Below are 26,568 nucleotides of genomic sequence, written 5' to 3'. Positions count from 1 at the left end.
ATGCGCTCAGTCGGCGCGGTCGCCCGCGGCCGTGCCAGCCGGTCGAAGCAACAGCTGCGCCGCCGGCGAGAAGGCGTGCGATCGCATCAGAGCCGTCGCGACAAGACCCGTGATCCCGGACGCAGACAGGATCATCGCCACGACGATGAACTGGTAGATGCCTGCATAGACCGGGCTCGTACCTGAGACGACCATGCCTGCCATGACGCCCGGGATCCACACCAGCCCGAGCGACTTCATCATGTCGAGTCGCGGCAACAGGCTCGCATAGACCGCGCTCTGAAGGTAGGGCGCGACGGTGACCGCGGGCTCGGCGCCAAGCGACAGCGCCGCTTCGATGTGTCCGGTGTGGGCAGCAATTTCGGCTCTGAAACGTTCGATCGCCTGGGCGCATGAATTCATGGCATTGGCGATGATCATGCTCCCGACCGGGACGAGAGTCGAAATCTCCGGCTGCAGGCTGCGCGTTGCGAGCATCACCGCGATGATGGTTCCGGCGCCCGCGGCTATCGACCAGAAGCACATGAGAACGGCGCCGTTCATTCCCTTGAGGCGTCGCGATGCCGTGACCGCGGCCGCGATCGTCATCATGAACAGAATGACCGATCCGATCAGCAGGCTGCCGTGCAGCAGCACGGCCAGCACCACGCCAACCAACACCATCTGCACGAGGCCGCGTACGATCGATATGGCGGCCTCCAACCCCACATGGACGGCTTGCCACGCGCATAACGCCATGATGGCGGCACACAGCGCAATTGCGGCGGCAGCCTGCCCAAGGCCAATCAAGACATCGTCTCCGATGCTGCTTTGAAGCTCAGCCAGCATGCAACACCTCATGCGTTGGGCCGATCGCTGCGAGCCGGCCGCGCTCCATGACCATTGTCCTTTCGGCAAGCCGCATCGCCTGTGCGCGATTATGCGTCACGATCACGCATGTCATTCGCCGTTCCCTGACGATGCCCAGGATGAGCTCCTCGATGCCGCGCACCGATGCCTCGTCCAGTGCGGAGGTCGGCTCGTCCAGCAACAGCGCCTCGGGTTGATTTGCGAGCATCCGCGCCAGTGCGATGCGCTGCGCTTCGCCGCCAGAGAGATTGCTGACGTGGCGATCGGAGAATCCGGGCAAGCCGACACGCTCCAGCAGCGCGGCAATCCTGGTCGGCGCCAGGGCTTCGCCGCGCTGACGTGGTCCGAATGCGATATTGTCCGCGACGGTGCCCGGGAACAGGTAGGCTGTTTGCATGACCATGCCGACCCGCCGTCTCAAGCATTGTGGGGCGATGGAGCGGTAGTCCTTACCATTGAGCAGAACCGTGCCGGACGTCGGCTCGTCCAGCCGATTGAGCAGCCGAAGCAATGATGACTTTCCAGCTCCGCTTGGTCCCACGATGGCGAGGATCTCGCCGGCCATCGCCTTCATGCTGACGTCCCGGACGAGAACGCGATCACCGGACTTACGCGATAGCCGCACGGTTTCGAGGGTGGTCGCGCCGATCGGTTGGCGCCGGATTGACGCTTCCGAAGCAAACTGCGCTGCTACGCCTCTGTCGAGTGCACTGTCACCGCCACCAGGCGTCGGCTCATTCCGCAGGCGTCGGATATACATCATGTGCCGCAGCCTCATGTCGCCTGAACAGCCAGATCTGCAGCCGGTCCAGATAGAGGTAGACAACCGGGGTGGTGTACAGCGTCAGCACCTGCGACAGCGCGAGGCCGCCGACAATCGCGTAGCCCAGCGGCTGGCGGATCTCCGATCCGACGCCGGTGCCGATCATCATCGGGACCGCACCGAGGAGCGCCGCCATCGTCGTCATCAGGATCGGCCGAAAGCGTTTGATGCAGGCTTGGTAGATCGCCTCTTCGGTCGAGAGGCCTTCGGTTTGCTCGGCCTGGATGGCGAAGTCGACCAGCATGATGCCGTTCTTCTTGACGATACCGATCAGCAGGATGATGCCGACGATCGCGATCACGCTGAGATCGAAATGAGCGGCCATTAGCAGCAGCAAGGCACCCACGCCGGCCGATGGCAGCGTCGAGATGATGGTGATCGGATGGATCATGCTTTCGTACAGCACACCGAGGATCAGGTAGATCACGAACAGCGAGGCGGCAATCAGGATCGGCGTGCTGCTCAGCGATGCGCCGAACGCCTGCGCATTACCCTGGAAGCTCGTCTGCAGCGACAGCGGCGGGTGAAGCCGCTTCTCGATGGCCTGGATGCCGCTCACCGCCTGTCCAATGGCCACACCCGGGGCAAGGTTGAACGAGATCGTCACCGAGGGGAATTGTCCCTGATGGTTCACGACGAGCGGTGAGACCTTCACGGCGGAATCGACCAGCGTCGACAGCGGGACCTGCTGTCCGCTTGAGGACTTGACGTAGATGCCGTTGAGAGCCTCCGGGCCGTACTGGAACTTGGGATTGACCTCCAGGATGACGTGGTACTGCTGCAGCGTCGTGTACATGGTCGAGACGATGCGCTGGCCGAACGCGTCGTCCAGCGTATTGTCGATCGTGTAGGGCAGGATCCCGTAGGACGAAGCGACCTCGCGCTTGATCCTGATGTCAAGCAGCGGTCCCGAATTGAGCTGGTCGGTGGTCACGTCGGCGACGGTCGGCAGACTCTTGATCCTGTCCAGGAACAGATTGGCCCAATGGCTCAGTTCGCCGGCATCGGCGTCGCTCATCGTGTATTGGAACTGTGTCTTGTTCAGCCGTGCGCCGACGGTGATGTCCTGCGCCGGCTGCATGTAGAGTGTGATGCCCTGGATCTTCGCCAGATTGGTCCGCAGCCGCGCGATCACCTTGTCGATCGGATCACGCTGCTCTGCCGGCTTGAGCTGAATGAACACGCGGCCGTCATTCACCGTGTAGGTGCCTCCGCCTGCGCCCACCGCCGAGCCGACCGTGGCCACGGCGGGATCGCGCAGGATGGCATCGAGCATGGCCTGCTGGCGCTGCGCCATCGCCTGGAACGAGATGTCCTGTGCCGCTTCCGACTGACCCAGGATCAGTCCGGTGTCCTGCTGAGGGAAGAAGCCCTTCGGGATGATCACATAGAGATAGCCGGTGACCACGATGGTGCCGATCATCACCATCAAGGTGATGAAGCGGTGCCGAAGCACGACCTTCAATCCTGCCTCGTAGATGCCGAGCAGGGCATCGAAGCCGCGCTCGGACCAGCGGTAGAGCCGGCCATGCGCCTGGCTCTCCGGCTTCAGCAGGTAGGCGCACATCATGGGCGTCAGGGTTCGGGAAATGATCAGCGAGAGCACGAGCGCAACGCTCACCGTGATGGCGAATTCCCGGAACAGCAGTCCGACATAGCCGCCCATGAAGAACAGCGGAATGAAGACCGCGATGAGCGAGAAGGTGATCGCCATCACGGTGAAGCCGATCTCGCCCGATCCCTTCATCGCAGCATCATAAGGCGAAAGGCCCTCCTCGATATGCCGCGTGATGTTCTCGATCTCGACGACGGCGTCGTCGACCACGAAGCCGACTGCAATCGAGAGCGCCATCAGGGAAAGATTGTCGAGGCTGTAGCCCATCTCATAGAGGATCGCGAACGTTCCGATCAGCGACAGCGGCACGGTTACGGCCGGGATGATGGTCGCCCAGAAGCTCCGCAGGAATACGAAGATGACCATCACGACGAGTGCGACGGTCAGGAGCAGCGTGAACTGTACGTCGGCGATCGAGGCGCGAATCGTCTGGGTGCGGTCCGAGATGACGTTGATCTTGATGGCAGCGGGGATCGAGGCCTGCAGGGTCGGCATCAAGGCCTTGATCCGCTGGACCGTCTCGACGACGTTCGCGCCGGGCTGGCGCTGGATCGCCAGCATGATCGCACGCTGGTTGTTGTACCAGCCCGCGATCAGGTCGTTCTCTCCGGCGCTGACCGCTCGCCCGATGTCCCGGATCCGGACCGGCGAGCCGTTGCGATACGCGATCACGAGATCGGCGTATTGATCGGGGTTGAACAGCTGGTCGTTGGTGCTCAACGTGTAGGTCTGGCGTGGGCTGTTGAGCGTTCCCTTGGCGAGATCGACATTGGCCTGGCCAAGAACGGTGCGCACGTCCTCGAGGTTGATGCCACGCGCCGCCAACGCCTCGGGATCGACCTGGACCCGGACCGATGCTTTCTGTTGACCGCCAATGCCGACCAGCCCGACACCCTGGATCTGCGAGATCTTCTGCAACAGAATATTCTCGGCATAGGCATCCACTGTGGTGAGTGGCAGGCTGTCCGAGGTGAGACCGAGCACGAGGATGGGCGTGTCTGCGGGATTGACCTTGCGGATCGTCGGGGGATACGGCATCCCGGTCGGCAGATAGGCGCTGGCCGCGTTGATCGCCGACAGCGTGTCGCTGACCGCTCCGTCGATCTGACGGTTCAGGTCGAATTGCAGCGTGATCTGGGTGTAGCCGAGCGCACTCGCCGACGTCATCTGGGTAAGGCCCGGAATTTCGCCGAATTGCAGTTCGAGCGGCGACGCCACCGACGACGCCATGGTCTGCGGGTCGGCGCCGGGCAACTGGGCAGTGATGGACAACGTCGGATAGTTGACGTTCGGCAGCGCCGCCACGGGCATCAACGGGTACGCGATGAGGCCGGCAGCCAGCAATCCCACCATCAGCAGGACGGTTGCGATCGGCCGTTTGATGAAGGGGGCGGATATGTTCATGGGATCGGTGCCTGCATTGCGTCCTGGGCGGCGGCTTCTTCCGCGGCCTTGCCGTGGAGCGGGGCGACATGGGTTCCTGGCTGCAACTTGTACTGTCCGTCGATCACGACCTGCTCGTTGGCTGCGAGACCGGCGTCGATCAAGGCTTGGCCGTCGCTGACCTGCGCGACCTTGACCTGGCGGATCGATACGGTGTTGTCCGCATTCACGACGTAGGCGTAGGAACCGTTCGGTCCTTGCTGGATCACCGACGCGGGAACCGTGAGGCCGTTATGTCGGGTGTCGAGCAACAGCCGGGCGTTGATGAGTTCGCCGGGCCAGAGGCTTCTGGCCTTGTTCTCGAAGTTCGCCTTGAGCTGGATCGAGCCGGTGGTTTGCAGGATCTCGTTGTTGACAAGACCAAGCGTACCCTGGCCCAACCGGATCGTATTGTCCTGATTGTAGGCAACGACCGGAAGGGGCGAGTTCGTCTTCTGCTGTTGTTGCTGGATCCGCGGCAGAACGGTCTCGGGCAGGGTGAAGATCAGAGAGATTGGGTCGAGTTGCGTGACGATGCAGAGCCCGTTGGTGCTGGAGGGGCTTATGATGTTGCCGACGTCGATCTGACGGATGCCGACGACGCCGTCGATCGGCGACGTCAGTCGGGTAAAGCTGAGCTGCACCTTCGCGGCGTCGATCAGCGCCTGGTCCGCCTTGACGGCGGCGGTCAACTCGCTGACCTGCGCATTCTGCGTTTCGATCAGTTGGGGCGTGGCCCAGCCCTTGTCGCCGAGCTGGGCGTAGCGAACCTGATTGGCCTTTGCGTTCACCAGCTGCGCCTGGTCGCGCTCGAGGTTTGCCGTGTATTGATCGATCAATGCCTGGTACGGTCTGGGGTCGATCTGCGCCAGTAGGTCGCCGGCACGAACTTTCTGCCCTTCCGTGAAATTGATGCTGACGATCTGCCCCTGGATCTGGGCGCGAACGACGTCGGTGTTGTAGGCGATCACCGTTCCGACGCCGGTCAGATAGATCGGGACATCATGCTGGGTCACGGTCCCGGCAACGATCGGCACCGGAGGCGGCGGAGCGGGCTTGGCCGAGGCCTTTTGCAGCGGCAGGACATGGATCGCATACAGCAGTCCGGCGACCGCGGCAGTCGACACGACAACGGAAGCGATGATTGTCTTGTTCATGGATGTGGCTCCAGGGACGAGATGGCCTAGCAGCTGCCCGGCGTGGTGATGACTGTCGATGTCGTGGAGGAACATCCAGATGTCGTTGGTGCAGTTGATATCGTCGATGCCGTCCCGAGCGTGGGGATCGCCGGAGCGGTCGCAATCAGTGCCGTGCTTCCCGTGACAGGCAGCACGCCCGCCGTGGGAACGAGAGCTGCGGCGCTGACGCCGAGATTGCTGACCTCGGTCGAGCCCAGCGGAACGCCTGTTCGCGCGCCGCCGCCGGGCGTCGTCGGTGAGGTCGCCGTGGGATTGGATGAAGCGGCAATGCTGCTCGAGCCCGAGCCGCACATGCCCGATGTTCCGGCAGTGTCCAGCGCGCCGGACGACGTCGTCATTCCGGAACTCTGCGTCATCCCTGACGTCGTCGACATTCCGGAGGTGGCAGATAGCCCCGACGAGGCGTCCGCAGACGATGTTGAGCTCGTCGTCATTCCGCCACCGTCATAGGTCGACGGCGAACCGTACATTCCGGCGGGTGACGTTCCGAGGCTCGTGCATGCGGTGCCGATCGTCGGAACGGCGATACTGCCGGTGAGGGTTGGAGCAGGGCTGACACCGGCCGACGGCAGTTCAGTTGCGCCGAGGCCAATTCCCAATGGGGATAAGGGCGAGCCCGTCGCGCTGGTGAGCGGAGACGTGGCGCCGACCGTGGGCGTCGGGACCGCCATGCCGGTGACCTGGGCCGTTGCGGCCCCGCCCGTGGAGAACGCAACACAGACAGCGATCAACCAGCATTTCATGTCTATTCTCCATTCAACCGATCGGACACTTCAAGACTATGGAGGGCGCGTCGCGCGTCGTTGCGTCTTCGCACGAAACTCATTGAACCGAAGCAACCGTCCCCGAAGCAGGTCCGCTTCGGGACCGTTCCCTACTTCATTGAAGGGCTGCGCTCTGCCGAGTACGAACTCGCCGCGTGAGCGACTCCGTCGGTTGTTGTCCTTCGGACCGCCGTGATGGACGCAGGCCCTGTTGTGATCATGGCCAATAGCCGTCGGGGAGGTTCACGACGATCGGCATCGCCGTGCTGCGCACGACGACCCACCGGAACGGCAACTGTCGGGACGGATTGATCTCCATATGCGGGAGGAAGGCCGGCACATGGATGAAGTCGCCGGCGACCGCGTTCGCGGAAAACTCGCCCTTGTCGCCCCAGCGGATCCTGCAGCGCCCGAACAGCACGAATGCGATGGTATCCTGCTCACCGTGATGGTGAATGCCGGTGCGGGCTCCGGGCTCGACTTCGAACAGACCGCCCCAGATCGCCGACGCGATTCCCAGCGAGGGGGCGATCGCGGCGATGCGGTGGGAGCCAGGTGTTTGCGCCGTCGCGGAATCGAACCGATCCCGGCTGACCACATTGATTGCGGATTGGGTCATCGGACTGCCTCCCGTTCGGCAGGCGCCATGAACTCGGGGCCAACAGGATCCCGGATGGTTTCCGCGAGGATACGGTCGATATCGGCCATCGCGGCATCGTCGATCCGCCAACCGAACACGTTGGAGATCGGCGAAAGCTGCTCCGCGCGGCGGGCGCCCCACAGGGCGACATTCAATGGGCCGCGGTCGAGGACCCAGCGCACTGCAAGCTGGATCACTCTTCTGCCGAACCACTCCTGAGCGAAGCGATCGAGCCGCGTGACGGCCCCGATGTACTGCTCGAAGCGAGGCGCTCGAAACTTCGGATCGCTCTTGCGGAGATCATCTCCCGCGAACCGGCTGGAGCTGGACATCCGGCCCGACAACAGGCCGCGGCATAGCGATCCGTAGGCGAGCAGCGCGATCCTGTTATCCCGGCAGAAGGGAAGCACGTCCTGCTCGATCGCGCGCTCGAACATGTTGTACGGGGGCTGGGCCGCATGCAGCGGCGCGATCGCGCGGAACTCGTCCATCTGCGCCGGACTGAAATTGCTGACGCCGACAGCGCGAATCTTGCCGTCGCGATAGAGCGCGCCGACGGCCTCGGCGGTTTCCGAGATCGGCGTGAGCGGATCCGGCCAATGAATCTGGTAGATGTCGATGACGTCGGTGCGGAGCCGACGCAGCGACTGCTCGACTTCTTCCATGATGCGCGACCTGCTTGCGTTCCGGAACGGCTTACCGTCCTTCCAGTCGAGCCCGACTTTCGTGGCGATGACGGCGCGATGACGGCGGCCATCCAGCGCTCTTCCGACGATCTCCTCCGACCGGCCAAATCCGTAGACCGGCGCTGTGTCGATGAAATTGATGCCGCGATCCAGGGCTGCATGAATCGTCTTGACGGCCTCGCTTTCGTCGCTGCCGCCCCACATCCAGCCGCCGATCGCCCATGTTCCGAGTGCGATGCGAGACACGCGAATGGAGGTCCCGGGGATCTCGATGAACTCCATGTTGAGAGAGGGGGCAACGTTCATGATCTACTCCTGGTCGGTGCAGCAGTGCGCTGGCTTGCCTGGGACCACGCCGGGGGCGTGTGTCAGGAAGCGCTGATCGAGCGGTCTTGAACGAACCGCGGCGAGCTGCTGGGTTCTTCAGGCTCGAGGTGGGGCTGCCAGAGATGCATCCCCAATGAATTGGACTTCAGAGATGTCACGTTGAATTGAAGCCCGTCATCGATCCGCCGCCAGTCCGGATCGCTGCTTGGCGAAATCCGGACCGAGGCAGGGGTTGCCTAGGCGACTAGCCGCAGCTGAGCGGCAGAGGCGTACCGGGATGCAGATAGGACCAGCCGGAGCAATCCGGATAATCGTACAGTCCGTAGCCGGGCCGGTATCGACCATAACCGTGCATGGCGTGGTGGACGCCCGTGCCGTAGGGATGCGGATGATCGCCGACACCGACGTGGTCAGTGCCGAGCGCCGCCGCGCCGCCGACATGCATGCCCATGCCGAGCCCGCCGACATGCGCAGCGCCAACGCTGCCGCCGATATGTGCACCGCCGTCGAATCCGCCGATATGGGCACCGCCGGTCATGGCGCCCATGTGAGCACCACCGCCGAAGCCGCCCATGTGACCACCGCCGCCGAAACCGCCTCCATGACCGCCACCGCCACCACCGCCGCCGCCGCGTGCGTCGGCAGCACCCATCCCCAGCGCTGAGGCAACTGCAACCGTTGCCAGGATCATCATCACTCGTTTCATCATGACACTCCTTTCTGTATCGAAGCGTCCGGCAATCGATGCAGAGATCGCAACACCGCCCGGGCTTCGTGATGAAAGATTGGGAGCGACGATCGGCCTCGCCATTAAATTCGACTTCAAGAACGGCGGAAGCAGCCGGCTTCCCGAGAAGTTGAAGGGATCACTCGCCGCTGCGTGTTGCTCGACCCGGCTTCGAACTCTTTTTGATCGACCACAAACGAGAGAGCAGACCGGAACGTGATTCCGGCCTGCTCTCTCGGACGATCGTGCTGAAGGGTTAGCGATCCGTGGTCAGAACTCGCCCGTACCGGGTTCGCAGGGAACGTTGTTGCCGGTCCACGGCGCAGTTGCAAACGAGCCGACGCGCGGCGCCGGAATGCAGGCACGTCCATCAACGATGATGGGCGCCTGTGCCGCGGCGGAATCGGCTTCCACAGCGTGGCGCGGGTAGGTGACGTGTGCTTCACGAGCCATGGCCGGCGTCGCCAGCATCGCGACCGCAATCAGCCCGGCCGACAGCATCTTGAGTTTGGTCATCGAGGTTCTCCGTTGAAAAACAGCAGGCCGTATCAATGCTAGGCCCGTTGCAGCAGATACGGACGACGAGAGATCATCCCAATGCACAGCTTCTCACGTCCCTTCAATGCCGCGTGAGTTGGTGGTGGTGAGATCGGAAGATGATGAGGACACGATTGCGAGGAATGCATTGCGCGAGGACGATCCGGCCACGAACGCGCCTGCAGGTCGTTGCGCGAATTGGACATGCGAGAATGTCACAAGGTTGATGCTCGCGCCGGACATTGCCGTCGCGATTCAGCGGATCGACAGAAGCTTCCGTGTCAGGCTGGCCGTCGCTGGTCGCCGGCGTCGATCCCTGCCTCTTCGGACGCTACAAGGCCGAGCGCGGTCCAGTCGAGACCGCCATGGCCGCGCGCGATTCCGGTGATCAGCCGGTCGCGAACGACGCCGACCGAGGGCATCGGAGCGCCTGCCAGTTCGGCCTCCGTGAGGGCCAGGCGCACGTCCTTGAGCGCCAGCGGCATCGTCAATCCCGGCGCGAAGCTGCCGGCGATAAGCCTGCTGCCGTAGCTCTTGTGGACCCGGCTTCCGAACATCGTGCCGGTCATGATGTCGACGAACTGCTGCGGATCCTGTCCGCGTTTCCTCAGTACGGTGATGATCTCGCCAAGGACTTCGAGACTCGTTGCCGTCATCATGTTGCCGAGCAGCTTGATCAGGTTGGCCTGCGTTGGATCGGTTCCGACCAAGAAGGTCTGCCCCAGCGTGTCAGTCACGGGCCGGCAACGCTCGCAATGTTCCGGCGCGCCGGCGACAACGATGGCGAGCTGCCGGGCCTTGGCCGCGTCGGGGTTCCCGAACACGGGGGCCGCAACATAGCCCTGGCCGCGACGTTCGTGCTCGCGCGCAAACTCGGTCGAGGCACCGGTGCTGATCGTGCTCATCGAGAGATGGATCGCGCCCGACGGCAAGCAATCAGCTATGCCTGATGATCCGAAGAAGATGTCGCGAACGGCGTCGTCGTCGGGCAGCATGCTGATGAGGACGTCGCTACTGAACAGGCCCGGAAGATGCGTCGTCGCGTGTATACCGAGCGACCGAAGATCCTTCACACGCTCCGGCCGGCGCACATAGGCGATTACGTTGCAACCGTCAGCGACCAGGTTGGCCGCGATCGCCGTGCCCATCAGTCCGAGCCCGATCACTCCGATCTTTCGATGCTGATGTGGATCGGTGAGCGTGTCGCGCTTGGTGCTCACTTCGTCGATGTGGTTCGGCATGACCTGTTCGCCCTGATGGCCTCGTCTTTGGGCCACACTTAGGATCGCTTCGGACAGGTGTCGTCTAAAATCGAATTTAGGCTGCGCAGGGAGCGCTCGGTAGAGCCGCGGTCGGTCGCCCGCGATGGGCGCTAAACTCCTTAAATTGCTATTTAATGGCTGTTCGGTCGGAAGCAGGCTATCTGTTTCGCCGGATCCCACCGCGCTTGTGGAGGCGGTGAAATGCCCGGAGCGGACGGCGCCGGTCTCGCCAGGTCGAGCGGGCGGCGCGGTCCGGCTCATTTCTCTAGCGGTGTCCTCGGTGGAGACTGAGCTATGACTTGGCCAATCAGCGAGCATATGCTGTCCTCGCCGGGACCGATGTGCTTCGGAATGTTTGAGATCGAGCGGATGACGAAGGTCCTTCTGATAGAAGACGATGATGGAACGGCCGAGGAGATTGTCGCCGAGTTGAGCGGGCTCGGGTTTGAGGTCGAGCGGGCCTCGAACGGTGTTGACGGTCTCGCCAAGGCTCGATCGATTGCCCCCGACGTGCTGATCGTGGACCGCATGCTGCCCGGGATGGATGGTCTCGCCGTCATCGAATCGCTCCGAAGAGATCAGGTTGCCACGCCTGTCCTGGTGCTGAGCGCGCTCAGCGCCGTCGACGACCGGGTCCGCGGCCTGCGCAGCGGCGGAGACGATTATCTGACGAAGCCGTTTGCGGTCATCGAGCTGATTGCGCGCATCGAGGCGTTGTTGCGCCGACCCGCGGATAGCCGTGAGACCACCTTGCGGGTCGGCTCCCTCGAGCTCGATCTCATCGAACGGACGGCGTGGCGCGGAGATCGCCGGATGGATCTCCTGCCGCGCGAATTCCGGCTGCTCGAATACATGATGCGGCGAAACGATCAATTACTAACGCGAGCCATGCTGCTTGAAGAGGTCTGGAATTACAAATTTGTGCCTGCCACGACCAACCTTGTCGATGTGCATATGGGCCGCCTGCGGCATAAGGTCGACGCGCCTGGCGAACCGCAGATGATCCATAATGTGAGAGGCTCCGGGTTCATCCTCCGAGCGAAGTCATAGTCCCCTCGGCGTCTGGCATGTTGACGGGAGATATCAATAAGGGCCCGGCGGAATCGATGCGCCAATTCCAGTTCATACGCTCCAACACGTTCCGCTGGACCGCGGCGGTATCGGCGCTGTTCGCAGTCTTCGTGATCGTGCTGTTCGGATTTATTTACTGGAAGATCGATGCCTACCTGATTGCCCGGTCCGATCGCACGATCGGCATGCAGATGAACTACATGGCCGGGCTGCCGCACGATCGCCGCGTTGATGCCATCGCGGACCATCTCGGGCAGGATTCCAGGAGCGTGCAGTTCGCCGGACTGTTCGACGCACGTGGCAGCCGGCTTGCCGGCAATGTCGAAAGCGTCCCGCCGATGTTCAGGATCGACGGATCGGTGCAAGGTACCAAGGTGGCGCGAACGAACCAGGTTGATGGCAGCGACCCGACGATCCGGGCTGTGGGCAGGCGGCTGGACAACGGCGACGTCCTGCTGATCGGAAGAAACGTTGACGAGACCCGGGAAATATCGAGTGTCGTCGGTCAGGCACTCGCGCTCGGTCTCGTGCCGGCGCTCTGCCTTTGCCTGGTCGCGGGAGCCTGGCTGAGTTTGCGCGCCCAGCGGCGCGTCGAGGAAGTCAACCAGCGGGTCCAGCGGATCATTGCCGGCGACCTGCGGGAACGCCTGCCGCATCATGGTGTCGACGATCCGTTCTCTCGGCTGGCGGTGATCGTGAACGGCATGCTCGATGAAATGGAAACCATGATCAACGCGCTGGCGGGAGTTGGCAACGATATCGCTCACGACGTCCGGACGCCTCTGACGAGGGCGCGGCTGGCGTTGGAGCGCGGGCGTACGCACGCCACCACCTTGGAGCAATCCCAGGAGGTTGCCGACAGGGCCGTCGCCGGCATCGACCAATCGCTCGCGATCATCACCGCGCTCCTGCGGTTGACTGAGATCGAGAACAGCCGTCGTTCCGCCGGCTTTGGCAACGTCGCCCTGCATGAGATCCTGCGCGAGGCCTACGATGTCTATGAGCCGATCGCCGAGGACAAGCAGATCAAGCTCGGCGTCGATATCGACCTCAAGCTCCACGTTTGGGGTGACCGCGACCTGCTGTTCGAGGCCGTTGCAAATCTCGTCGATAACGCCATCAAGTTCACGCCCGCCGGCGGCGAGGTGAGGCTCGTCCTGTTGCGAGGCGATAACGAGTCGATCTTGCGGGTGTCCGACACCGGACCTGGGATCAACGAGGAAGAGCGTGAGGCGGTGTTGCGGCGGTTCTATCGGTCCGACAAGATGCGCAACACGCCTGGCGTTGGGCTCGGACTGAGCCTCGTCGCGGCCATCGCCAAGCTGCATGGCTTCCGGCTCGTGATTCAACCTGGTCCAGGCGGCCGCTTCGATATCGTGTGTTCCGATCGGAAAGATCGCTAGAAGTGCCGCGCCTCATTTTCGCAGTATCAGGTCCGAGCGCGACTCGGCGTCGGGACGGCCGATCACGACGACGCCATGGTTCAGGGCCTGATGACATGAATTGCAGGCATCGGTCAGCTCGCCATAGGCTTTGGAAAAGGCCGCCTGATCCTTTGCCTGGATCGCGCCGTTCAGGTCCTTGAACGGCTGATCAGTGACCCCGGCTATCATGTCGGGAAACGACATGTTCTGCTCGGTCGGATGCGCGCGCCCAAGCCTTGCGAAGGCGCCGTGAAGGTTTCCAAGCTCATACGCCGCGAAATCCCAATTGCTGTCCTGCGCGGCGCGCCAAAGCCGTTCGTGACGGGGCTGGATGGTCCCGATCATCAGATCGCTGATGGAGGGCACATACTCCACGGGCACAAGAGCGGCTTGATGCGGGCTGGCAGCACCGCTGGAGCGCAATACCACGGCCATCACGACCGCGCTGGCTGAAAGGCCAATTAGACAACAAGCAATGAGGCCGGATCGGGCAATCGTTATTCGTCTCGTCATGGCCGCGAACTCGGAGTTGATCGTAATCACGGTAGACGGAGACGCGGATTCGCCTCCGTCTCGGACGCCGGTCATGCCGGCGGTGTCGATGGCAGCAGGGAGCCTGGGCGCGGGGTGCCAGTGCGGCTCATTCTGACCGCACCGGTCCCGCTCGAGCGGTCGGCCGGCTAAGAGGCTGGCTTGGCCTGCGGCGCTGGACCGGACGATGAGACACGCCACACCGTGTTGCCGACGTCATCGGCGATCAGCAGCGCGCCGCTCCGATCGACGGCAAGGCCGACCGGCCGGCCATGCGTGTGATTATTCTCATCGAGAAAGCCGGTCACGACGTCCTGGGCCTGGCCGGAGGGTTTCCCGTCCTTGAACGGCACGAAGACCACCTTGTAGCCATTGAGCGGCGTTCGGTCCCAGCTTCCATGCTCGCCGACGAACGCCCCGTTGCGGTAGTTGGCAGGGAGGCCCGTGCCCGAGTACATCGCCAACCCCAGGGGGGCGACGTGCGAGCTGAGGGCGTAGTCCGGCACGATCGCCTTTGCCACGAGATCGGGCTGCTGCGGCTCAACGCGCGGATCGAGATGCTGGCCGTAGTAGCTGTAGGGCCAGCCATAGAAACCTCCATCCTGCACCGAGGTCAGATAATCCGGCACGAGATCCGGGCCGATCTCGTCTCGCTCGTTGGCGATCGCCCAGAGCTTGCCGGTTTCCGGCTCCCATTGCAGCCCGGTCGGATTGCGCATTCCACTGGCGAAGATGCGATGGGCTCCGGTGGCGCGATCGACTTCCCAGATCGCCGCTCGTTCGCGCTCGGCTTCCAGCCCGTTTTCGCCGACATTGCTATTCGACCCGACGCCGACATAGAGCTTGGTTCCGTCGGCGCTGGCCAGAAGGCTCTTGGTCCAGTGATGATCGATCGGCCCTCCGGGGAGATCGGTCAGCTTGGTGCCTTTCGCCGTGATGCTGGTCTGTCCATCCTGATACGGGAAACGCATGATCGAGTCCGTGTTGGCGACGTAGAGGTCGTGGCCAACCAGGGCGACGCCGAAGGGCGAGTTGAGATGATCGAGAAACACGGTGCGCTCGTCGGCAACACCGTCGCCATTGGTGTCGCGCAACAGCGTGATCCGGTTGGCGTCCCTGGCTTTGGCGCCGGCGAACCGCTGGACGATGCCGGTGATCAGATCCTTTGGACGGAAGACCGGCGCCTTCGGACCGTTGCTTTCGATGACGAGCACGTCCCCGTTCGGCAGAACGTAGAGCGAGCGGGGATGCTGAAAGCCGGTGGCGAGGGCATGGACCTGCAGGCCTTCTGGCACCTTGGGCGTCGCCGATCCCCACCCAACGGGTGTCGCGATCCGGATCGGCGGCAGCAGATATTGGTGCAGCGCCGGCAGCACGGGATTGGCGCCGATCTGAAGCTTGGGATCACCGCCCCTGTCGTCGCAGCCTGCCAGGCCCAACCCGGCAACAGCGACCATGATGGCGGCAACGCGCGGCAAAGCTGTCCTGCTGTCACTCATGCGCTTGCTCCACTGCGGCGGTTGTTGGTCAAGGTCCATCCCGTGGAGACCGCAAACAGGAGGAGGACGAGGGCGAGTCCCGACAGCGTCAGCCCGGTCGGGACCACGGCGGTGTAGCCGTCACGGCTGTGAACGAGGACATTGAGGATGGAGACGGCCACCGCGCAGGCATAGGGAAGCGCGCGGTTCCATGCCGGCCGCTGCTTCCGGAACAGGAGATCGATGACCGCGGCAATTGCCAGCAACGCAGCCATGACCAGCCCTCCGGCAATCAGCCACACGGAAAACCGCTCCCACATCACCTCTGCAGTCCGCCAGTAGGCGAAGTCGGTAAGGAACGCGGCGGCGAAATAGGCGACCGGAAACGGGACGAGGGCCGGGTGGATCGGTTGTCGATGGACGTTTGCCATTGCTCGACCGCCGTCAGCGGCATCGGTGAATACAGCCACGATTGTACGCTCCATGATTGCCCAGCCGTTGTGACCCCTCAGTGCGCGGCTTTGTTTGGACCGGCATGCCCGAGAAGGGTGTCTGCCTCCGAATATCGTTGCTGTTGAGAGAATTCCTTTCGGATTCGCACGTAAGCGTCGGACGGCCGCAAAGCCCTGCGATCAAGCGGAACTGAGCGCTGCCGTGCAAACAGGCAATCGCGACGCGCGAAGCGGAAGTAGCTCATCGTCGAGGCCGGTCGGCTCACATCAACACCGACATTCGGAACGGCAGCCATGATCATCGACAGCTCGCTCGAAAACAGTGCAAAGCTCATCTGGCGCGGCGGCAATCCGACGTTGTCGTCGAGGTTGATCGCCAAGGAGAAGGCGGTCGCGCTGACCTTCTGCGGATCCGCCAGCGCCGTGATGATGGCGACACCAGCCGACCTGGAGGACTTTGGAATCGGATTTGCGCTGACGGAAGGCATTGTCGAACGGGCCGGCGAGATTGCGAGCATCGAGCTCGTCGAGACCGATGCCGGGATTGAAATTCGAATGTGGCTCGAGGGAGATCGGGCAGATCGGCTGGTTGCGCGACGCCGCGCGTTGGTCGGTCCCGTAGGCTGTGGATTGTGCGGCATCGAAAGCCTCGAGCAGGCGTGCCCGTCGCCCGCGCGGGTGTCGAGCAATGTGAAGTTCCGCGCCCGCGATCTTTTGGGGGCCATGAGCGGTCTGGCGCCCTTGCAGCAGCTCAATCAGCAGACGCGCGCGGTTCACGCGGCTGCGTTCTGGCTGCCGTCCAGCGGGATCGGTTCGATCCGCGAAGACGTCGGCCGGCACAACGCGCTCGACAAGCTTGCGGGAGCGCTCATTCGCGACAACGTCGCGCGCGCGGCAGGGGCCGTTCTCCTGACCAGCCGCGTGTCGGTCGAGATGGTGCAGAAGACGGCAAGGATCGGCGCTCCCGTGCTGGTCGCAGTTTCGGCGCCGACGTCGCTTGCGATCCGGACGGCCGATCAGGCCGGCATTACCTTGATCGCGGTCGCCCGCGCGGACGGCTACGAAATCTTCACCCATCCCGATCGCCTCATCTTCTCCGACGATCGGCTGGTCGCGGCCTGAATGGTCTCAATGCGCGTCGTTCCCACGGGATGCGCATTTCATGCCAGCCCGTGCGTTCCGGCAAAGCGTCCCTGAGGGGCGGCCTACCTGCAGCAGGGTGGGAGCAGCTTGTGCGCGCTCCCGGAAAGGATAGTTGAGATGGATGCCACGGCGCTTCTGCTGTCGCGGATACAGTTCGGCTTCACGATCTCATTCCACATCATCTTTCCCGCTTTCACGATCGGTCTTGCCGCCTGGTTGACGGTGCTCGAGGCGATGCACTTGCGAACCGGCCGCCAAGTCTACCAGACGCTCTTTGAGTTCTGGCTCAAGATCTTCGGCATCGCGTTCGGAATGGGCGTGGTGTCGGGCGTGGTCATGGGCTTCGAGTTCGGGACGAACTGGAGCGTCCTGTCGAAGATATCCGGTCCGATCCAGGGACCTCTGTTGTCCTACGAGACCTTCACGGCCTTCACGCTGGAGGCGAGCTTTTTCGGTGTTCTGGTGTTTGGGCGGAAGCGGGTGCCGCCGTTGTTCTACCTGTTCTCCACGACCATGGTGTCGCTCGGGACCACGCTGTCCGCGTTCTGGATCATGACCAACAACAGCTGGATGCAGGTGCCTGTCGGCTACGTGCTCGAGAACGGCTACTACGTGCCGAACGACTGGACGGCGATCATCTTCAATTCGGTCGTGTGGTCGCGATTCCCGCACATGCTGCTGGCCGCCTATCTCACCGGCGCGTTCTGCGTTGCCGCGACGGGCGCATGGTATGTTCTTCGAGGCGACTACTACGCCGAGTCCAGGGTGATGCTGCGGATGGGGCTCTTCCTCGCAGCGGTGCTGATCCCTGTCCAGATGGTCTTTGGTCACCTGGTCGGCGACTATGTCCACACCTACCAGCCGGCGAAATTCGCCGCGATTGAGGGCCGCTGGCATGACGAACAGCCGGCGAGCGAGGTGCTGATCGGACTTCCCGATCCGGCAACCGAAAGCAACCGGTACGAGATCAAGATTCCGGTTCTGGGGAGCATCATCGGAAGCGCGAGCCTGACCTCGAAGGAGGTAGGACTGGCTGACTTTCCGCCGCAGGATCGTCCGCCGGTTCTGATCCCGTTCATGACATTTCGCATCATGGTCGGCTGCGGCATGATCATGCTCGCGGTGGCCTGGCTCGGGTCCTATCTGAGCATCAAGCGCCGGCTGCGGCAAAACCGCCTGATGCTTTGGGCGATCTTCCTCAGCTTCCCGCTTCCGTTCATCGCGATTCTCACCGGCTGGTACGTCGCCGAGGTCGGACGACAGCCCTGGGTGATCTACGGCCTTCTGCGAACCGCCGATGCGATGACGCCATTCCTGACGGCGCCCATGGCCATGACCTCACTCGTCCTGTTTGGCGCGGTCTACGTCCTCATCTTCTCGTTCGGCATCCTCTATATCTACCGGCTCCTGCGCGCTGGTCCGACAAGGCTTGCCGTGGAGCCGCCGCACGGTGCGTCCCCGAACCGTCCGATGTCTCTGGCCGAGCAAGACTTCATCGAACCACAATCACATTAGCGGAGGAGAATTGGGATGGTCTTGTTCTGGGTCGCGCTCCTCGCCATCAGCATCATGATCTATCTGCTGCTCGACGGCTTTGATCTCGGCGTCGGCATGCTGTTCGGCCTGACGAGGAGCGAGGCGGATCGCGACGTCATGCAGAATACGATTGCGCCCGTCTGGGACGGCAACGAGACCTGGCTCGTGGTGGTCGGCGTCATTCTGTGGGGCGCATTCCCCGTGGTCTATGCGACATTGTTGTCGGCCTTCTATCTGCCAGTCATCATCATGCTGTTGGGGCTGATCCTGCGCGGCGTCGCGTTCGAGTTTCGCCATCGCGCCGCGCGGCGGGTACGCTGGATCTGGGACCTGAGCTTCGTCGGCGGGTCGCTGTGCGCAAGTTTCATGCAGGGCGTGACGGTTGGCGCGCTGGTCGAAGGCCTGAAGTTCACGAGCGGTCTCTATGCTGGCGGTGCATTCGGCTGGCTGAGCCCGTTCTCCATCCTGTGCGGCGTTGGGCTCTGCCTCGGCTATGCCCTTCTCGGCGCCTGCTGGCTGGTTCAGAAGTGCCATTCTCACCTCCGGGAGCGAGCCCGACGCCAGATTCCGGTGCTGGCGATTGCCGTCCTGGTGTTCCTGGTCGCGGTCTTCATCCATGCTCTGATCGAGAACCTTCCGATCATGCATCGTTGGCTCGACCGTCCCTACCTGTTCGTGTTTCCCGCGACGGGGGCGGCGGCCGCGATGGTACTGGCCGGCAGTATCCTGCATCGCAACGATCGCTGGCCGTTCTATGCGGTCGCCGTGATCTTTGGCTCGGCATTCGGGACATTGGCGCTGTCGTTCTGGCCCTACATGATCCCCTTTGCCATCACGATCGACGAGGCTGCTGCGCCCCACGCCAGCCTTGCCTTCATGTTCTGGGGCGAGGGCATCTTTGTTTTTCCCCTGATGCTCATCTATGTCGCCGTTGGATATCGCGTCTTTCGGGGCAAGGTCGGCGGCATGCCGGGCTCCCATTGATCGCGCCGGCCGGGGATCAGCTGAGCAGAGGATCGCGATATTCGCCGGGTCTCGTGCCAGTCCGCCGGAGAAGCGCACGCCGCATCATGTCGGGATTTGCGACCCCCCAGCTCGATGCAACGCGCTACGGTGACGTTCGGCATTCGCTACGATGCGCTGCGCTGTGTCAGCCCGCGCAATCTCAACAAAGGCGCCAGAAGCAGACTGTGAGGTCGTTCGGCATCGAGGTGATCTGGCGATGCTTGCCATCGATCCTCTGAGTACGTGTCGAGCCGCGGGCGAGTTGCCCGCGGGCTGTTCGGCTGCAACACCGATCAGGACGCCCTGGTTCAAGCCTTCGGCATCACGCCGGGTGCGTTCTGCGGCCATCTGGCGATCGTAGCCTCGTCGACATTGAGATGCTGAGCCACGAGCTTCGGCGGCGTATGCGTCAGCCAGTTGGAGAGGGAGACCTCCTCGTAACGCGAGGAGCGGAAAACGCCGATGAACACGAGGTCGGTGTCGCCGGTGTTCTCGACATAGTGTCCGAGATTGCGCCTGACATAGCCGATGTCCCCGGCATTGAAATCCATTGTCATCGCCTTCGGACCGGTATCGAACACGGTCATGCGCCCCTTGCCTTTGAGGTAATATTGCCACTCGTCGGCATTCGGGTGCCAGTGCATCTCGCGCACGCCACCGGGACGAACCGTGACCAACGCGGCTGCGACGGTGGTGGACGCCTTGAAGTTCAGGCTATCGGCGACCTGGATGCTTCCCGTGTCGGACGACTTGACCGGACGGGATGATCCGAGCGGGAAGATGAAGGGGTGCGTTGCGACGGGGGCGTCATGCTGCACGGCTGCACGATCGGCGGCCAGATCGCCAGGTACGGAGCCCTGGAAGATCCACAGATTGTGCAGCGGTATCCTGGCGAAGGCCTCCGCTGGAACTCCGAAATTCTTGGCCAGCACCTCCGGCGGGGTGTGGGCGAACCAGTCGGTGACGAGCAGAGTGTTGAATTCGTCGGCGTGGCCGTCGTCGAAGCAGATAACGAATTCGCAGCCGTCCGGACCGAGGCCCTGCAACGAATGCGGCGCGCCGGCCGGAAAGTACCAGAGATCGCCTTCCTTGACGTCGGCGACGTAGGGACGACCTTCTGCGTCCAGAACCGTGACGCGGCACGTGCCGTAGGTCATGATCGCCCACTCGGCCGCCTGGTGCCAGTGCAGTTCGCGGATGCCGCCGGCCGTCAGCCGCATGTTGACGCCGGAAATCTCCTTCGAGATCGCAAAGTCGTCGACCGTGACCTGACGCGCCCATCCACCGTTCTGGATCCGCTTCGGTGCGTTGTTGAACGAGGCCCAGGTCTCGGGCATGCCGCCGACATCGGTGGCGGGCGCAGATTGCGCCGACGGAAACTGATCGCCCAGTGCCTTGTTCTGTGGGCCCGGATCGCTCAGATTTCCGGGACCCCTTGCATTGATCGCTCCCTCCGCCGGCTCGTCGGGATTGCCGAAGGAATTGGCCTTGGCCGTGGACACGGTCATCGCAGCGCCGATCGCCGATGCGGCCAGAAGGTTTCGTCTCGAAATCATGATCATGCCTCCAAAGCAATCATTCGCGGGTTTGCCGGCAGCGGCTTCCTCCCTTCAAGTTAGGAGGGCGCCGGAACGGACCAATCCTGAAAGGACGATGGGTTTTCCAGAATGCACTACGGCGTTTTGCAGGCCGCGAGACAGGCTCTTCGAGCGGCGCGATCCGGCATTTTCGAAAGAACCTTCCGAACAGAGACATACCTGATCCGACATCGGTATCCACAGAAGTACTCGCGATGTCAGAACGGAAAGCAATTCGCCCCTATCATCATCCGGCGGGAGGGTGGGGCGCCCTCAAGGCGCTCAGTGCGCGCCTGATCGAGCAAGGCATCCCTGTGAAGGGAGCCGTGACGCTCGGGTGCATGAACCAGCCCGAAGGCTTCGACTGTCCGGGCTGTGCCTGGCCGGATCCGAAACATACGTCGTCGTTCGAATTTTGCGAGAACGGCGCCAAGGCAGTGGCATGGGAGGCAACCGCCAAGCGCTGCACGCCGGAGTTCTTCGCCGATCGCACCGTGACCGAATTGTCCGGCTGGACCGACTATCAGCTCGAAATGGTCGGCCGCCTCACGCATCCGATGGCCTATGACGCTGCCACCGACCGCTACCTTCCGGTCAGCTGGAGTAAGGCCTTCTCGATCGTCGGCCGCCATCTCAAGGTGCTCCCGGATCCGAACATGGCGGAGTTCTACACCTCCGGGAGGACCTCGAACGAGGCCGCCTTCCTCTATCAGCTATTCGTGCGGGAATACGGCACCAACAACTTTCCCGATTGCTCCAACATGTGCCACGAGGCCACCAGCGTCGGCCTGCCGCAATCGATCGGTGTCGGCAAGGGCACGGTCGTGCTGGAGGATTTCGACAAGGCAGATTGCATTTTCATCTTCGGCCAGAATCCAGGCACCAACAGCCCGCGCATGATGACCAATCTGCGCGACGCCTCGCGGCGCGGCGCATCGATCATCTCCTTCAACCCGTTTCGCGAACGCGCACTCGAGCGGTTTCAGGCCCCTCAGAGCCCGGTTGAAATGGCGACGCTCGGCTCAACCCGAATCAGCTCGCAGCTCTATCAGGTGCGCGTCGGCGGCGACGTCGCGGTCATCAAGGGCATCATGAAGGTTCTGCTTGAGGAAGACGGCACGGCACGGGCGAATGGGGAGCAGGCGATTCTGGACTGGGAGTTCATCCAAGCCCACACGGTCGGCCTGGATGCGCTCGCGGCAGACCTCAAGGCGACGCAATGGTGCGACATCGAACAGTGCTCGGGGCTCCGTCGCGAAGATATCGAGCACGCCGCGCATGTCTACATGCGCGCCGAACGCGCCATCATTGTCTACGGCATGGGGATTACCCAGCACCGGCGCGGTGCACAGAACGTGCAGCAACTGGCCAATCTCGCTCTGCTGCGCGGCCATATCGGGCGCGAGGGCGCAGGCCTCTGTCCGGTCCGTGGCCATTCCAACGTTCAGGGAGACCGCACCGTCGGCATCACCGAAACACCGACGCATGACTTTCTTGATCGTCTTGAGGCCCGTTTCGGCTTCAGACCGCCCCGCGCGCACGGCCACAACGTCGTCACGGCACTTGAGGCCATGATCCGCGGCGAGGTGAAGGTGTTCATCGCGATGGGCGGCAACTTCGCCGCGGCGATCCCCGACTGGCAACTGACGCAACAGGCCATCCGCAACCTCGATCTCACGGTGCAGGTCTCGACCAAGCTGAACCGTAGTCACCTGGTCCATGGGCGCGACGCCTTGGTCCTGCCCTGCCTTGGTCGGACCGAAGTGGATGTGCAGTCGAGCGGGCGACAATCGATCACCGTGGAGGATTCGATGTCGATGGTTCATGCCTCCGCGGGACGCAATCAACCGGCTTCCGAGCATCTGCTGAGCGAGCCCGCGATCGTCGCCGGCATGGCGCGTGCGACCCTGGGGCAGCGTTCGGTTGTCGATTGGGAGGGCTTCGTCACGGATTACAATCGCATCCGCGATGCCATCGAGGACGTGATCCCGATCTTCCGGGCCTACAACGCGCGCATTCGCGTGCCGGGCGGCTTCCACCTTAATCCGAGCGCGCGCGAGCGCATCTGGGCCACGGCAACCGGGAAGGCCAATTTCCTGGTGTTTGACGGGCTCGGCGAAGACCCGAACGACGATCACCCCGAGACACTCTGGCTGAGCACGATCCGCAGCCATGATCAGTACAATACGACGCTCTACTCGCTATCCGACCGCTATCGCGGCGTGTACGGCCAGCGCGACATCGTGTTCCTGAACCAGCACGAGATGGAGAAGCGTGGCCTGGACGAGGGCGATAGGGTCGATCTGGTGACGGTATCGACGGACGGCATCGAGCGGCGGGTGCGCAACCTCCGCGTGGTCGGATACTCGTTTTCAAACGGCTGCTGTGCTGCCTACTATCCCGAGACAAACCCGCTCGTGCCGCTCTACGCACACGATCCCATCAGCTACACGCCATCGTCCAAGGGCGTCCCGGTCAGGATCGAACGCCACGCCGTGAGTGACGTGCCATCTGCTGCCGGGCACCTATAAGCGCGCCAGGTGAGCGCCTGCTATCAACGGAATGAGGAACATGCTGTCCAGCAAGAATCTAGCCGTGGGCATGACGGCCGAATTATCGATTGTGGTGACCCCCGAAATGACGGTCGGGCATTTGGTCCAGGGTATGCCGCAGGTCTATGCGACGCCGATGATGTTCGTCTGGCGATCGGCGCCGCGCTGCCGCCGGGCTATGTCCGGCACCTCGCGGCGACGCCGATCGGTGGCAAGGTGCGTGCGCTCGCTCGCGTCGTCGATGTCGAAGCGAAGAGCGTGATGTTTCAGGTGGAGGCCTGGAACGAACGGACAAGGATCGGAGACGGCACCCACCGTCGGGGCATCGTCCTCTTGCAGGAGTTCGAGCGGCGGTTTGGCGTTGGTAGGGGAGCGGCCTAATCGCGCAGGAGTCGACCTCAATCCGGCTGCGGCGCTGACGGAGGAGCGCGATCCGATCGTTGGTGGTACTTCGTCATCTCCCGCCCGGGCGATCCGCAATGCAAGCGCGATAGGCGACGTTCAGAAGCGGTCGACGACCTCCGGTGCCGGACGAATTTGCACCGGTACTTGATGAATCATGCGCCAGTGCCGTGGCGTGCATCCCGAGAACCGCTTGAACACTGTCGTGAAGTGGGCTTGCGTCTGGAAACCAACTGCCAGCGCGATCTCCAGCAAGGTCATCGCGGGATCCTGCATCAGCGCCTCGGCCCTCCGAATGCGCTCGCGCAACAGAAATTCGTGCGGCCGCAGACCCGTTGCCGCCCGAAACTGGGAGGCGAAGTGCATCCGACTCAGTCCTGCGACGGCGGCCAGATCGAGCAACGTGATCCGCGATGACATGTGGCAATCGATGTAGTTGCCGACCCGCTTGAGCCGCCACTTTTGCAACGACCGAGTGCGCCGGCGGTTTGATTCGACGGCGCCCGACACGAGCGAGCACCGGCTTGAGGATCGCAAGTCAAGCTGCCGTGGCGCGATCGTCAACTGACGGGTTTCGACCAGCTGGCTATCGCCAACGTGAACGGTAAGCCTGAGCGCTTGAGGGAACGGGCGGATGCCGTCCGGATCCCTGAAACGCGGCTCCTGCGGTTGCTGGGGCCAGCTCCCGATGGCCGCAGCTTCGCTCGCAGCGTCGGTGTCGGTCGAACGGGAACAGGAAGGTTTCTCTTGCAGCTTGCACGTCTCAGTGGACATCAGGGCTTCTCCCAAGGCACAGCGCATTTTCGGGACGAGGATTCACGCCGCGAGCAATGCGTCAGTCGGATCGAGTGGGAGCGACGCGATCGTCGTTGGGCGAGCTCGAACCCGCGGCAGCGCCTGGCGCGCTGCGTTCCACCGACATCTCCTGCTCCCGCTGCGCCACGATCCGTGCCGCGAGTTGCCTGAGTGCGTCGTCGGGACCGTACTTGAGATCGGTGCGCGCCATGTCGATCGCCCCCTGGGGGTGTGAAATCATGATGCCGGCGAAATCGCGATCGACGTCTCGGCTCGGCTTGATCAGCGGGCCTCGGCTCATTTTGCTGAGCGCAACATCGTTGTCTAACAGAAGCTGTCGCTCGTTGGCCGCGCTCCTCGTTCGGGCATGCGGCCGCGCGCTCGGATCGTGCGCCAGGGCGAATTGCGTCGCCATGACCGAGAGGCTCGTCGTCAGCGAAATCGCGCGCCTGCGCATAAACCCGCGTGAGAACAGGGACACTTCGAACTCCGGAAGTGTTGGCAAATGGGATCGGCATCGTGCGCAGGTTGCGCACCCGCTGTTTCTAACCTGGCAAAGAGGGGAGGCGCGCTCAATTAAATACGGATTTAGGAATCTCGAGAACGGCTGACGCGCGCTGACGTCGTCTAAAAGAGAATTCAGATTTCTTAATTCCTATTTAGTGGGCTCCCGACCGTGCCCGAACCTACAGTCTTGGGGCCGGCCTCAAATGTGGGAGCAGTAGATGCAGAGCCAGAGCGCAGCGGTCACCGTCAGGGGCATCGTCGGATCGACCCCTCCAGGAGCGGACTTCTTCAGCAGCTATTCCGCCGCGATCAGGCGATTTGACCTGCTGGAGCCTGGTCGAGAGCAACAGCTCGCACGACGCTGGCAGGAGCGCCGCGATCGGAGTGCAACGGATGAGCTGATCACGAGCCATCTTCGCCTCGCCGCAAAGGTGGCGCGGCGGTACAAGGGATACGGCCTTCCGATGGCTGACGTGATCGCGGAAGCGAACCTCGGCTTGGTGATCGCTGCGGCACGTTTCGAGCCGGGACGCGGCGCGCGCTTTTCGAGCTATGCGCTGTGGTGGATGAAGGCCACCATTCATGACTACATCCTGCGGTCCTGGTCCCTGGTCAAGATCGGCACCACCGCTGCCCAGAAGAAGCTGTTTTTCCGGCTTCGAGGGGAGATGCGGGCGCTGGCAAACGAGGGCGCCACGCTCACGCCGGAAGCGGCCCAGACCATCGCGGACAAGCTCGATGTGACCGCGCGTGACGTGGTCGAAATGGACAAGCGGCTGAACGGCGACCTGTCGTTGAATGTTCGCTTCGGCGACGAAGACAGTTCGACGGAATGGGAAGCGATGCTCGTCGACGAGACGCCGGACTCCGAGGCAATCGTTGCCGAGTATGACGAGGCGGCACGGCGATCGAAAGCGCTTCATGCCGCTCTCGATGTTTTGACCGAGCGTGAGCGACGCGTGTTCGAGGCGAGGCGGCTCGCTGAGCAGCCGTTGACGCTGGAGGAACTGGGGATCGAGTTGTCGATTTCGAGCGAACGGGTGCGACAGATCGAGACGAGTGCGTTCACCAAGGTCAAGCGGGCCACGATTTCGGCCGCGAAGGAGCATCCCCCGACGGAGCTGCACGCGTAGCGCGGTGCGAAGGCGCACTCGCGCGCATCATGCTCACCCGTTCTTGAACGAGCGAGTGGCGTCAATCACGGCCGCTCGACGGGTAAACGCGGCAAGACGAATAACGGCTTC

Annotated in this window: 25 protein-coding genes; 9 read left to right on the top strand and 16 right to left on the bottom strand. The window is 62.9% G+C overall.

Annotated elements, in window-relative coordinates; all coding sequences use genetic code 11:
• Positions 1–6: 6 nt before the first annotated feature.
• The 4 genes from ACVIGB_RS23200 to ACVIGB_RS23185 form a co-directional block, all read right to left on the bottom strand.
• Positions 7–828 (bottom strand): ABC transporter permease, encoded by an 822-nt coding sequence (locus tag ACVIGB_RS23200; protein ID WP_456720882.1) that lies wholly within the window; start codon positions 826–828, stop codon positions 7–9.
• A complete protein-coding gene (locus ACVIGB_RS23195; protein WP_456749218.1) occupies positions 818–1,423 on the bottom strand; it encodes an ABC transporter ATP-binding protein in 606 nt (201 codons plus the stop codon). The genes ACVIGB_RS23200 and ACVIGB_RS23195 overlap by 11 nt, the downstream gene beginning before the upstream one ends.
• 160 nt (positions 1,424–1,583) lie before the next feature.
• Entirely contained in the window at positions 1,584–4,691 is a 3,108-nt protein-coding gene (locus ACVIGB_RS23190) for an efflux RND transporter permease subunit (RefSeq protein WP_456720884.1), read from the bottom strand.
• On the bottom strand, positions 4,688–5,866 hold the full coding sequence (locus ACVIGB_RS23185) for an efflux RND transporter periplasmic adaptor subunit (protein WP_456720885.1): 1,179 nt from the start codon (positions 5,864–5,866) through the stop codon (positions 4,688–4,690). Before ACVIGB_RS23185 ends, ACVIGB_RS23190 begins: the two co-directional genes overlap by 4 nt.
• A gap of 48 nt (positions 5,867–5,914) precedes the next feature.
• Here ACVIGB_RS23185 and ACVIGB_RS23180 point away from each other — a divergent pair, with 48 nt between their 5' ends.
• Positions 5,915–6,358: a hypothetical protein gene (locus tag ACVIGB_RS23180; RefSeq protein WP_456749217.1), complete on the top strand. Its 444-nt coding sequence runs from the start codon at positions 5,915–5,917 to the stop codon at positions 6,356–6,358.
• A 531-nt stretch (positions 6,359–6,889) separates the two neighbouring features.
• Here ACVIGB_RS23180 and ACVIGB_RS23175 read toward each other — a convergent pair.
• The 5 genes from ACVIGB_RS23175 to ACVIGB_RS23155 all read right to left on the bottom strand — a co-directional run bounded on the left by ACVIGB_RS23175 (position 6,890) and on the right by ACVIGB_RS23155 (position 11,031).
• Positions 6,890–7,291, bottom strand: coding sequence for a cupin domain-containing protein (locus tag ACVIGB_RS23175; protein WP_456720887.1), 402 nt, complete (start codon positions 7,289–7,291; stop codon positions 6,890–6,892).
• Entirely contained in the window at positions 7,288–8,304 is a 1,017-nt protein-coding gene (locus ACVIGB_RS23170; protein WP_456720888.1) for an aldo/keto reductase, read from the bottom strand. Before ACVIGB_RS23170 ends, ACVIGB_RS23175 begins: the two co-directional genes overlap by 4 nt.
• A gap of 265 nt (positions 8,305–8,569) precedes the next feature.
• Positions 8,570–9,031, bottom strand: coding sequence for a hypothetical protein (locus ACVIGB_RS23165; protein ID WP_456720889.1), 462 nt, complete (start codon positions 9,029–9,031; stop codon positions 8,570–8,572).
• Positions 9,032–9,322: 291 nt separating this feature from the next.
• Entirely contained in the window at positions 9,323–9,568 is a 246-nt protein-coding gene (locus ACVIGB_RS23160) for a hypothetical protein (protein ID WP_456720890.1), read from the bottom strand.
• A 302-nt stretch (positions 9,569–9,870) separates the two neighbouring features.
• Complete coding sequence (locus ACVIGB_RS23155) at positions 9,871–11,031, bottom strand: NAD(P)-dependent oxidoreductase (RefSeq protein ID WP_456749216.1); 1,161 nt, start codon at positions 11,029–11,031, stop codon at positions 9,871–9,873.
• Between the two features lie 189 nt (positions 11,032–11,220).
• Here ACVIGB_RS23155 and ACVIGB_RS23150 point away from each other — a divergent pair, with 189 nt between their 5' ends.
• The gene (locus ACVIGB_RS23150; RefSeq protein WP_092126808.1) at positions 11,221–11,901 is read left to right on the top strand and encodes a response regulator transcription factor; all 681 of its coding nucleotides are present in this window, start codon (positions 11,221–11,223) and stop codon (positions 11,899–11,901) included.
• A gap of 56 nt (positions 11,902–11,957) precedes the next feature.
• Positions 11,958–13,325: a sensor histidine kinase gene (locus ACVIGB_RS23145; protein WP_456720892.1), complete on the top strand. Its 1,368-nt coding sequence runs from the start codon at positions 11,958–11,960 to the stop codon at positions 13,323–13,325.
• Positions 13,326–13,337: 12 nt separating this feature from the next.
• Here ACVIGB_RS23145 and ACVIGB_RS23140 read toward each other — a convergent pair whose 3' ends face one another.
• From ACVIGB_RS23140 to ACVIGB_RS23125, 4 genes are read right to left on the bottom strand one after another with little or no spacing between them, the layout of a single operon-like run.
• Positions 13,338–14,078, bottom strand: coding sequence for a hypothetical protein (locus ACVIGB_RS23140; protein WP_456720893.1), 741 nt, complete (start codon positions 14,076–14,078; stop codon positions 13,338–13,340).
• Positions 14,027–15,376, bottom strand: coding sequence for a PQQ-dependent sugar dehydrogenase (locus tag ACVIGB_RS23135; protein ID WP_092124317.1), 1,350 nt, complete (start codon positions 15,374–15,376; stop codon positions 14,027–14,029). Before ACVIGB_RS23135 ends, ACVIGB_RS23140 begins: the two co-directional genes overlap by 52 nt.
• On the bottom strand, positions 15,373–15,825 hold the full coding sequence (locus ACVIGB_RS23130) for a DUF2231 domain-containing protein (protein ID WP_456720894.1): 453 nt from the start codon (positions 15,823–15,825) through the stop codon (positions 15,373–15,375). The genes ACVIGB_RS23135 and ACVIGB_RS23130 overlap by 4 nt, the downstream gene beginning before the upstream one ends.
• A 38-nt stretch (positions 15,826–15,863) precedes the next feature.
• A complete protein-coding gene (locus ACVIGB_RS23125; RefSeq protein WP_456720895.1) occupies positions 15,864–16,109 on the bottom strand; it encodes a hypothetical protein in 246 nt (81 codons plus the stop codon).
• Between ACVIGB_RS23125 and fdhD the strand changes: the two genes are divergently transcribed.
• From fdhD to cydB, 3 genes are all read left to right on the top strand, one after another.
• Complete coding sequence (fdhD, locus tag ACVIGB_RS23120) at positions 16,102–16,929, top strand: formate dehydrogenase accessory sulfurtransferase FdhD (RefSeq protein WP_456720896.1); 828 nt, start codon at positions 16,102–16,104, stop codon at positions 16,927–16,929. The two genes, ACVIGB_RS23125 and fdhD, sit on opposite strands and share 8 nt — an antisense overlap.
• Positions 16,930–17,067: 138 nt before the next feature.
• Positions 17,068–18,465 (top strand): cytochrome ubiquinol oxidase subunit I, encoded by a 1,398-nt coding sequence (locus ACVIGB_RS23115; protein WP_456720897.1) that lies wholly within the window; start codon positions 17,068–17,070, stop codon positions 18,463–18,465.
• A 15-nt stretch (positions 18,466–18,480) separates the two neighbouring features.
• A complete protein-coding gene (gene cydB, locus ACVIGB_RS23110; RefSeq protein WP_456720898.1) occupies positions 18,481–19,470 on the top strand; it encodes a cytochrome d ubiquinol oxidase subunit II in 990 nt (329 codons plus the stop codon).
• A 329-nt stretch (positions 19,471–19,799) separates the two neighbouring features.
• On the opposite strand, the gene ACVIGB_RS23105 is transcribed toward cydB, so the two are convergent.
• On the bottom strand, positions 19,800–21,047 hold the full coding sequence (locus tag ACVIGB_RS23105) for an oxalate decarboxylase family bicupin (RefSeq protein ID WP_456720899.1): 1,248 nt from the start codon (positions 21,045–21,047) through the stop codon (positions 19,800–19,802).
• A 236-nt stretch (positions 21,048–21,283) separates the two neighbouring features.
• Between ACVIGB_RS23105 and ACVIGB_RS23100 the strand changes: the two genes are divergently transcribed.
• Positions 21,284–23,599: an FdhF/YdeP family oxidoreductase gene (locus tag ACVIGB_RS23100; RefSeq protein WP_456720900.1), complete on the top strand. Its 2,316-nt coding sequence runs from the start codon at positions 21,284–21,286 to the stop codon at positions 23,597–23,599.
• Positions 23,600–23,608: 9 nt separating this feature from the next.
• Positions 23,609–24,001, top strand: coding sequence for a thioesterase family protein (locus ACVIGB_RS23095; protein ID WP_456720901.1), 393 nt, complete (start codon positions 23,609–23,611; stop codon positions 23,999–24,001).
• 120 nt (positions 24,002–24,121) lie between these two features.
• On the opposite strand, the gene ACVIGB_RS23090 is transcribed toward ACVIGB_RS23095, so the two are convergent.
• Positions 24,122–24,796 (bottom strand): helix-turn-helix transcriptional regulator, encoded by a 675-nt coding sequence (locus ACVIGB_RS23090; RefSeq protein WP_456720902.1) that lies wholly within the window; start codon positions 24,794–24,796, stop codon positions 24,122–24,124.
• Positions 24,797–24,857: 61 nt separating this feature from the next.
• Positions 24,858–25,118: a DUF305 domain-containing protein gene (locus tag ACVIGB_RS23085; RefSeq protein WP_456749215.1), complete on the bottom strand. Its 261-nt coding sequence runs from the start codon at positions 25,116–25,118 to the stop codon at positions 24,858–24,860.
• A 424-nt stretch (positions 25,119–25,542) separates the two neighbouring features.
• Here ACVIGB_RS23085 and rpoH point away from each other — a divergent pair, with 424 nt between their 5' ends.
• Complete coding sequence (gene rpoH / locus ACVIGB_RS23080) at positions 25,543–26,457, top strand: RNA polymerase sigma factor RpoH (RefSeq protein ID WP_456720904.1); 915 nt, start codon at positions 25,543–25,545, stop codon at positions 26,455–26,457.
• Positions 26,458–26,568: the final 111 nt, after the last annotated feature.

This window comes from Bradyrhizobium sp. USDA 4341, assembly GCF_054063755.1.
Note: the sequence above shows the minus strand (reverse complement) of the source record. Positions and strands in the feature narration are given on the sequence as shown.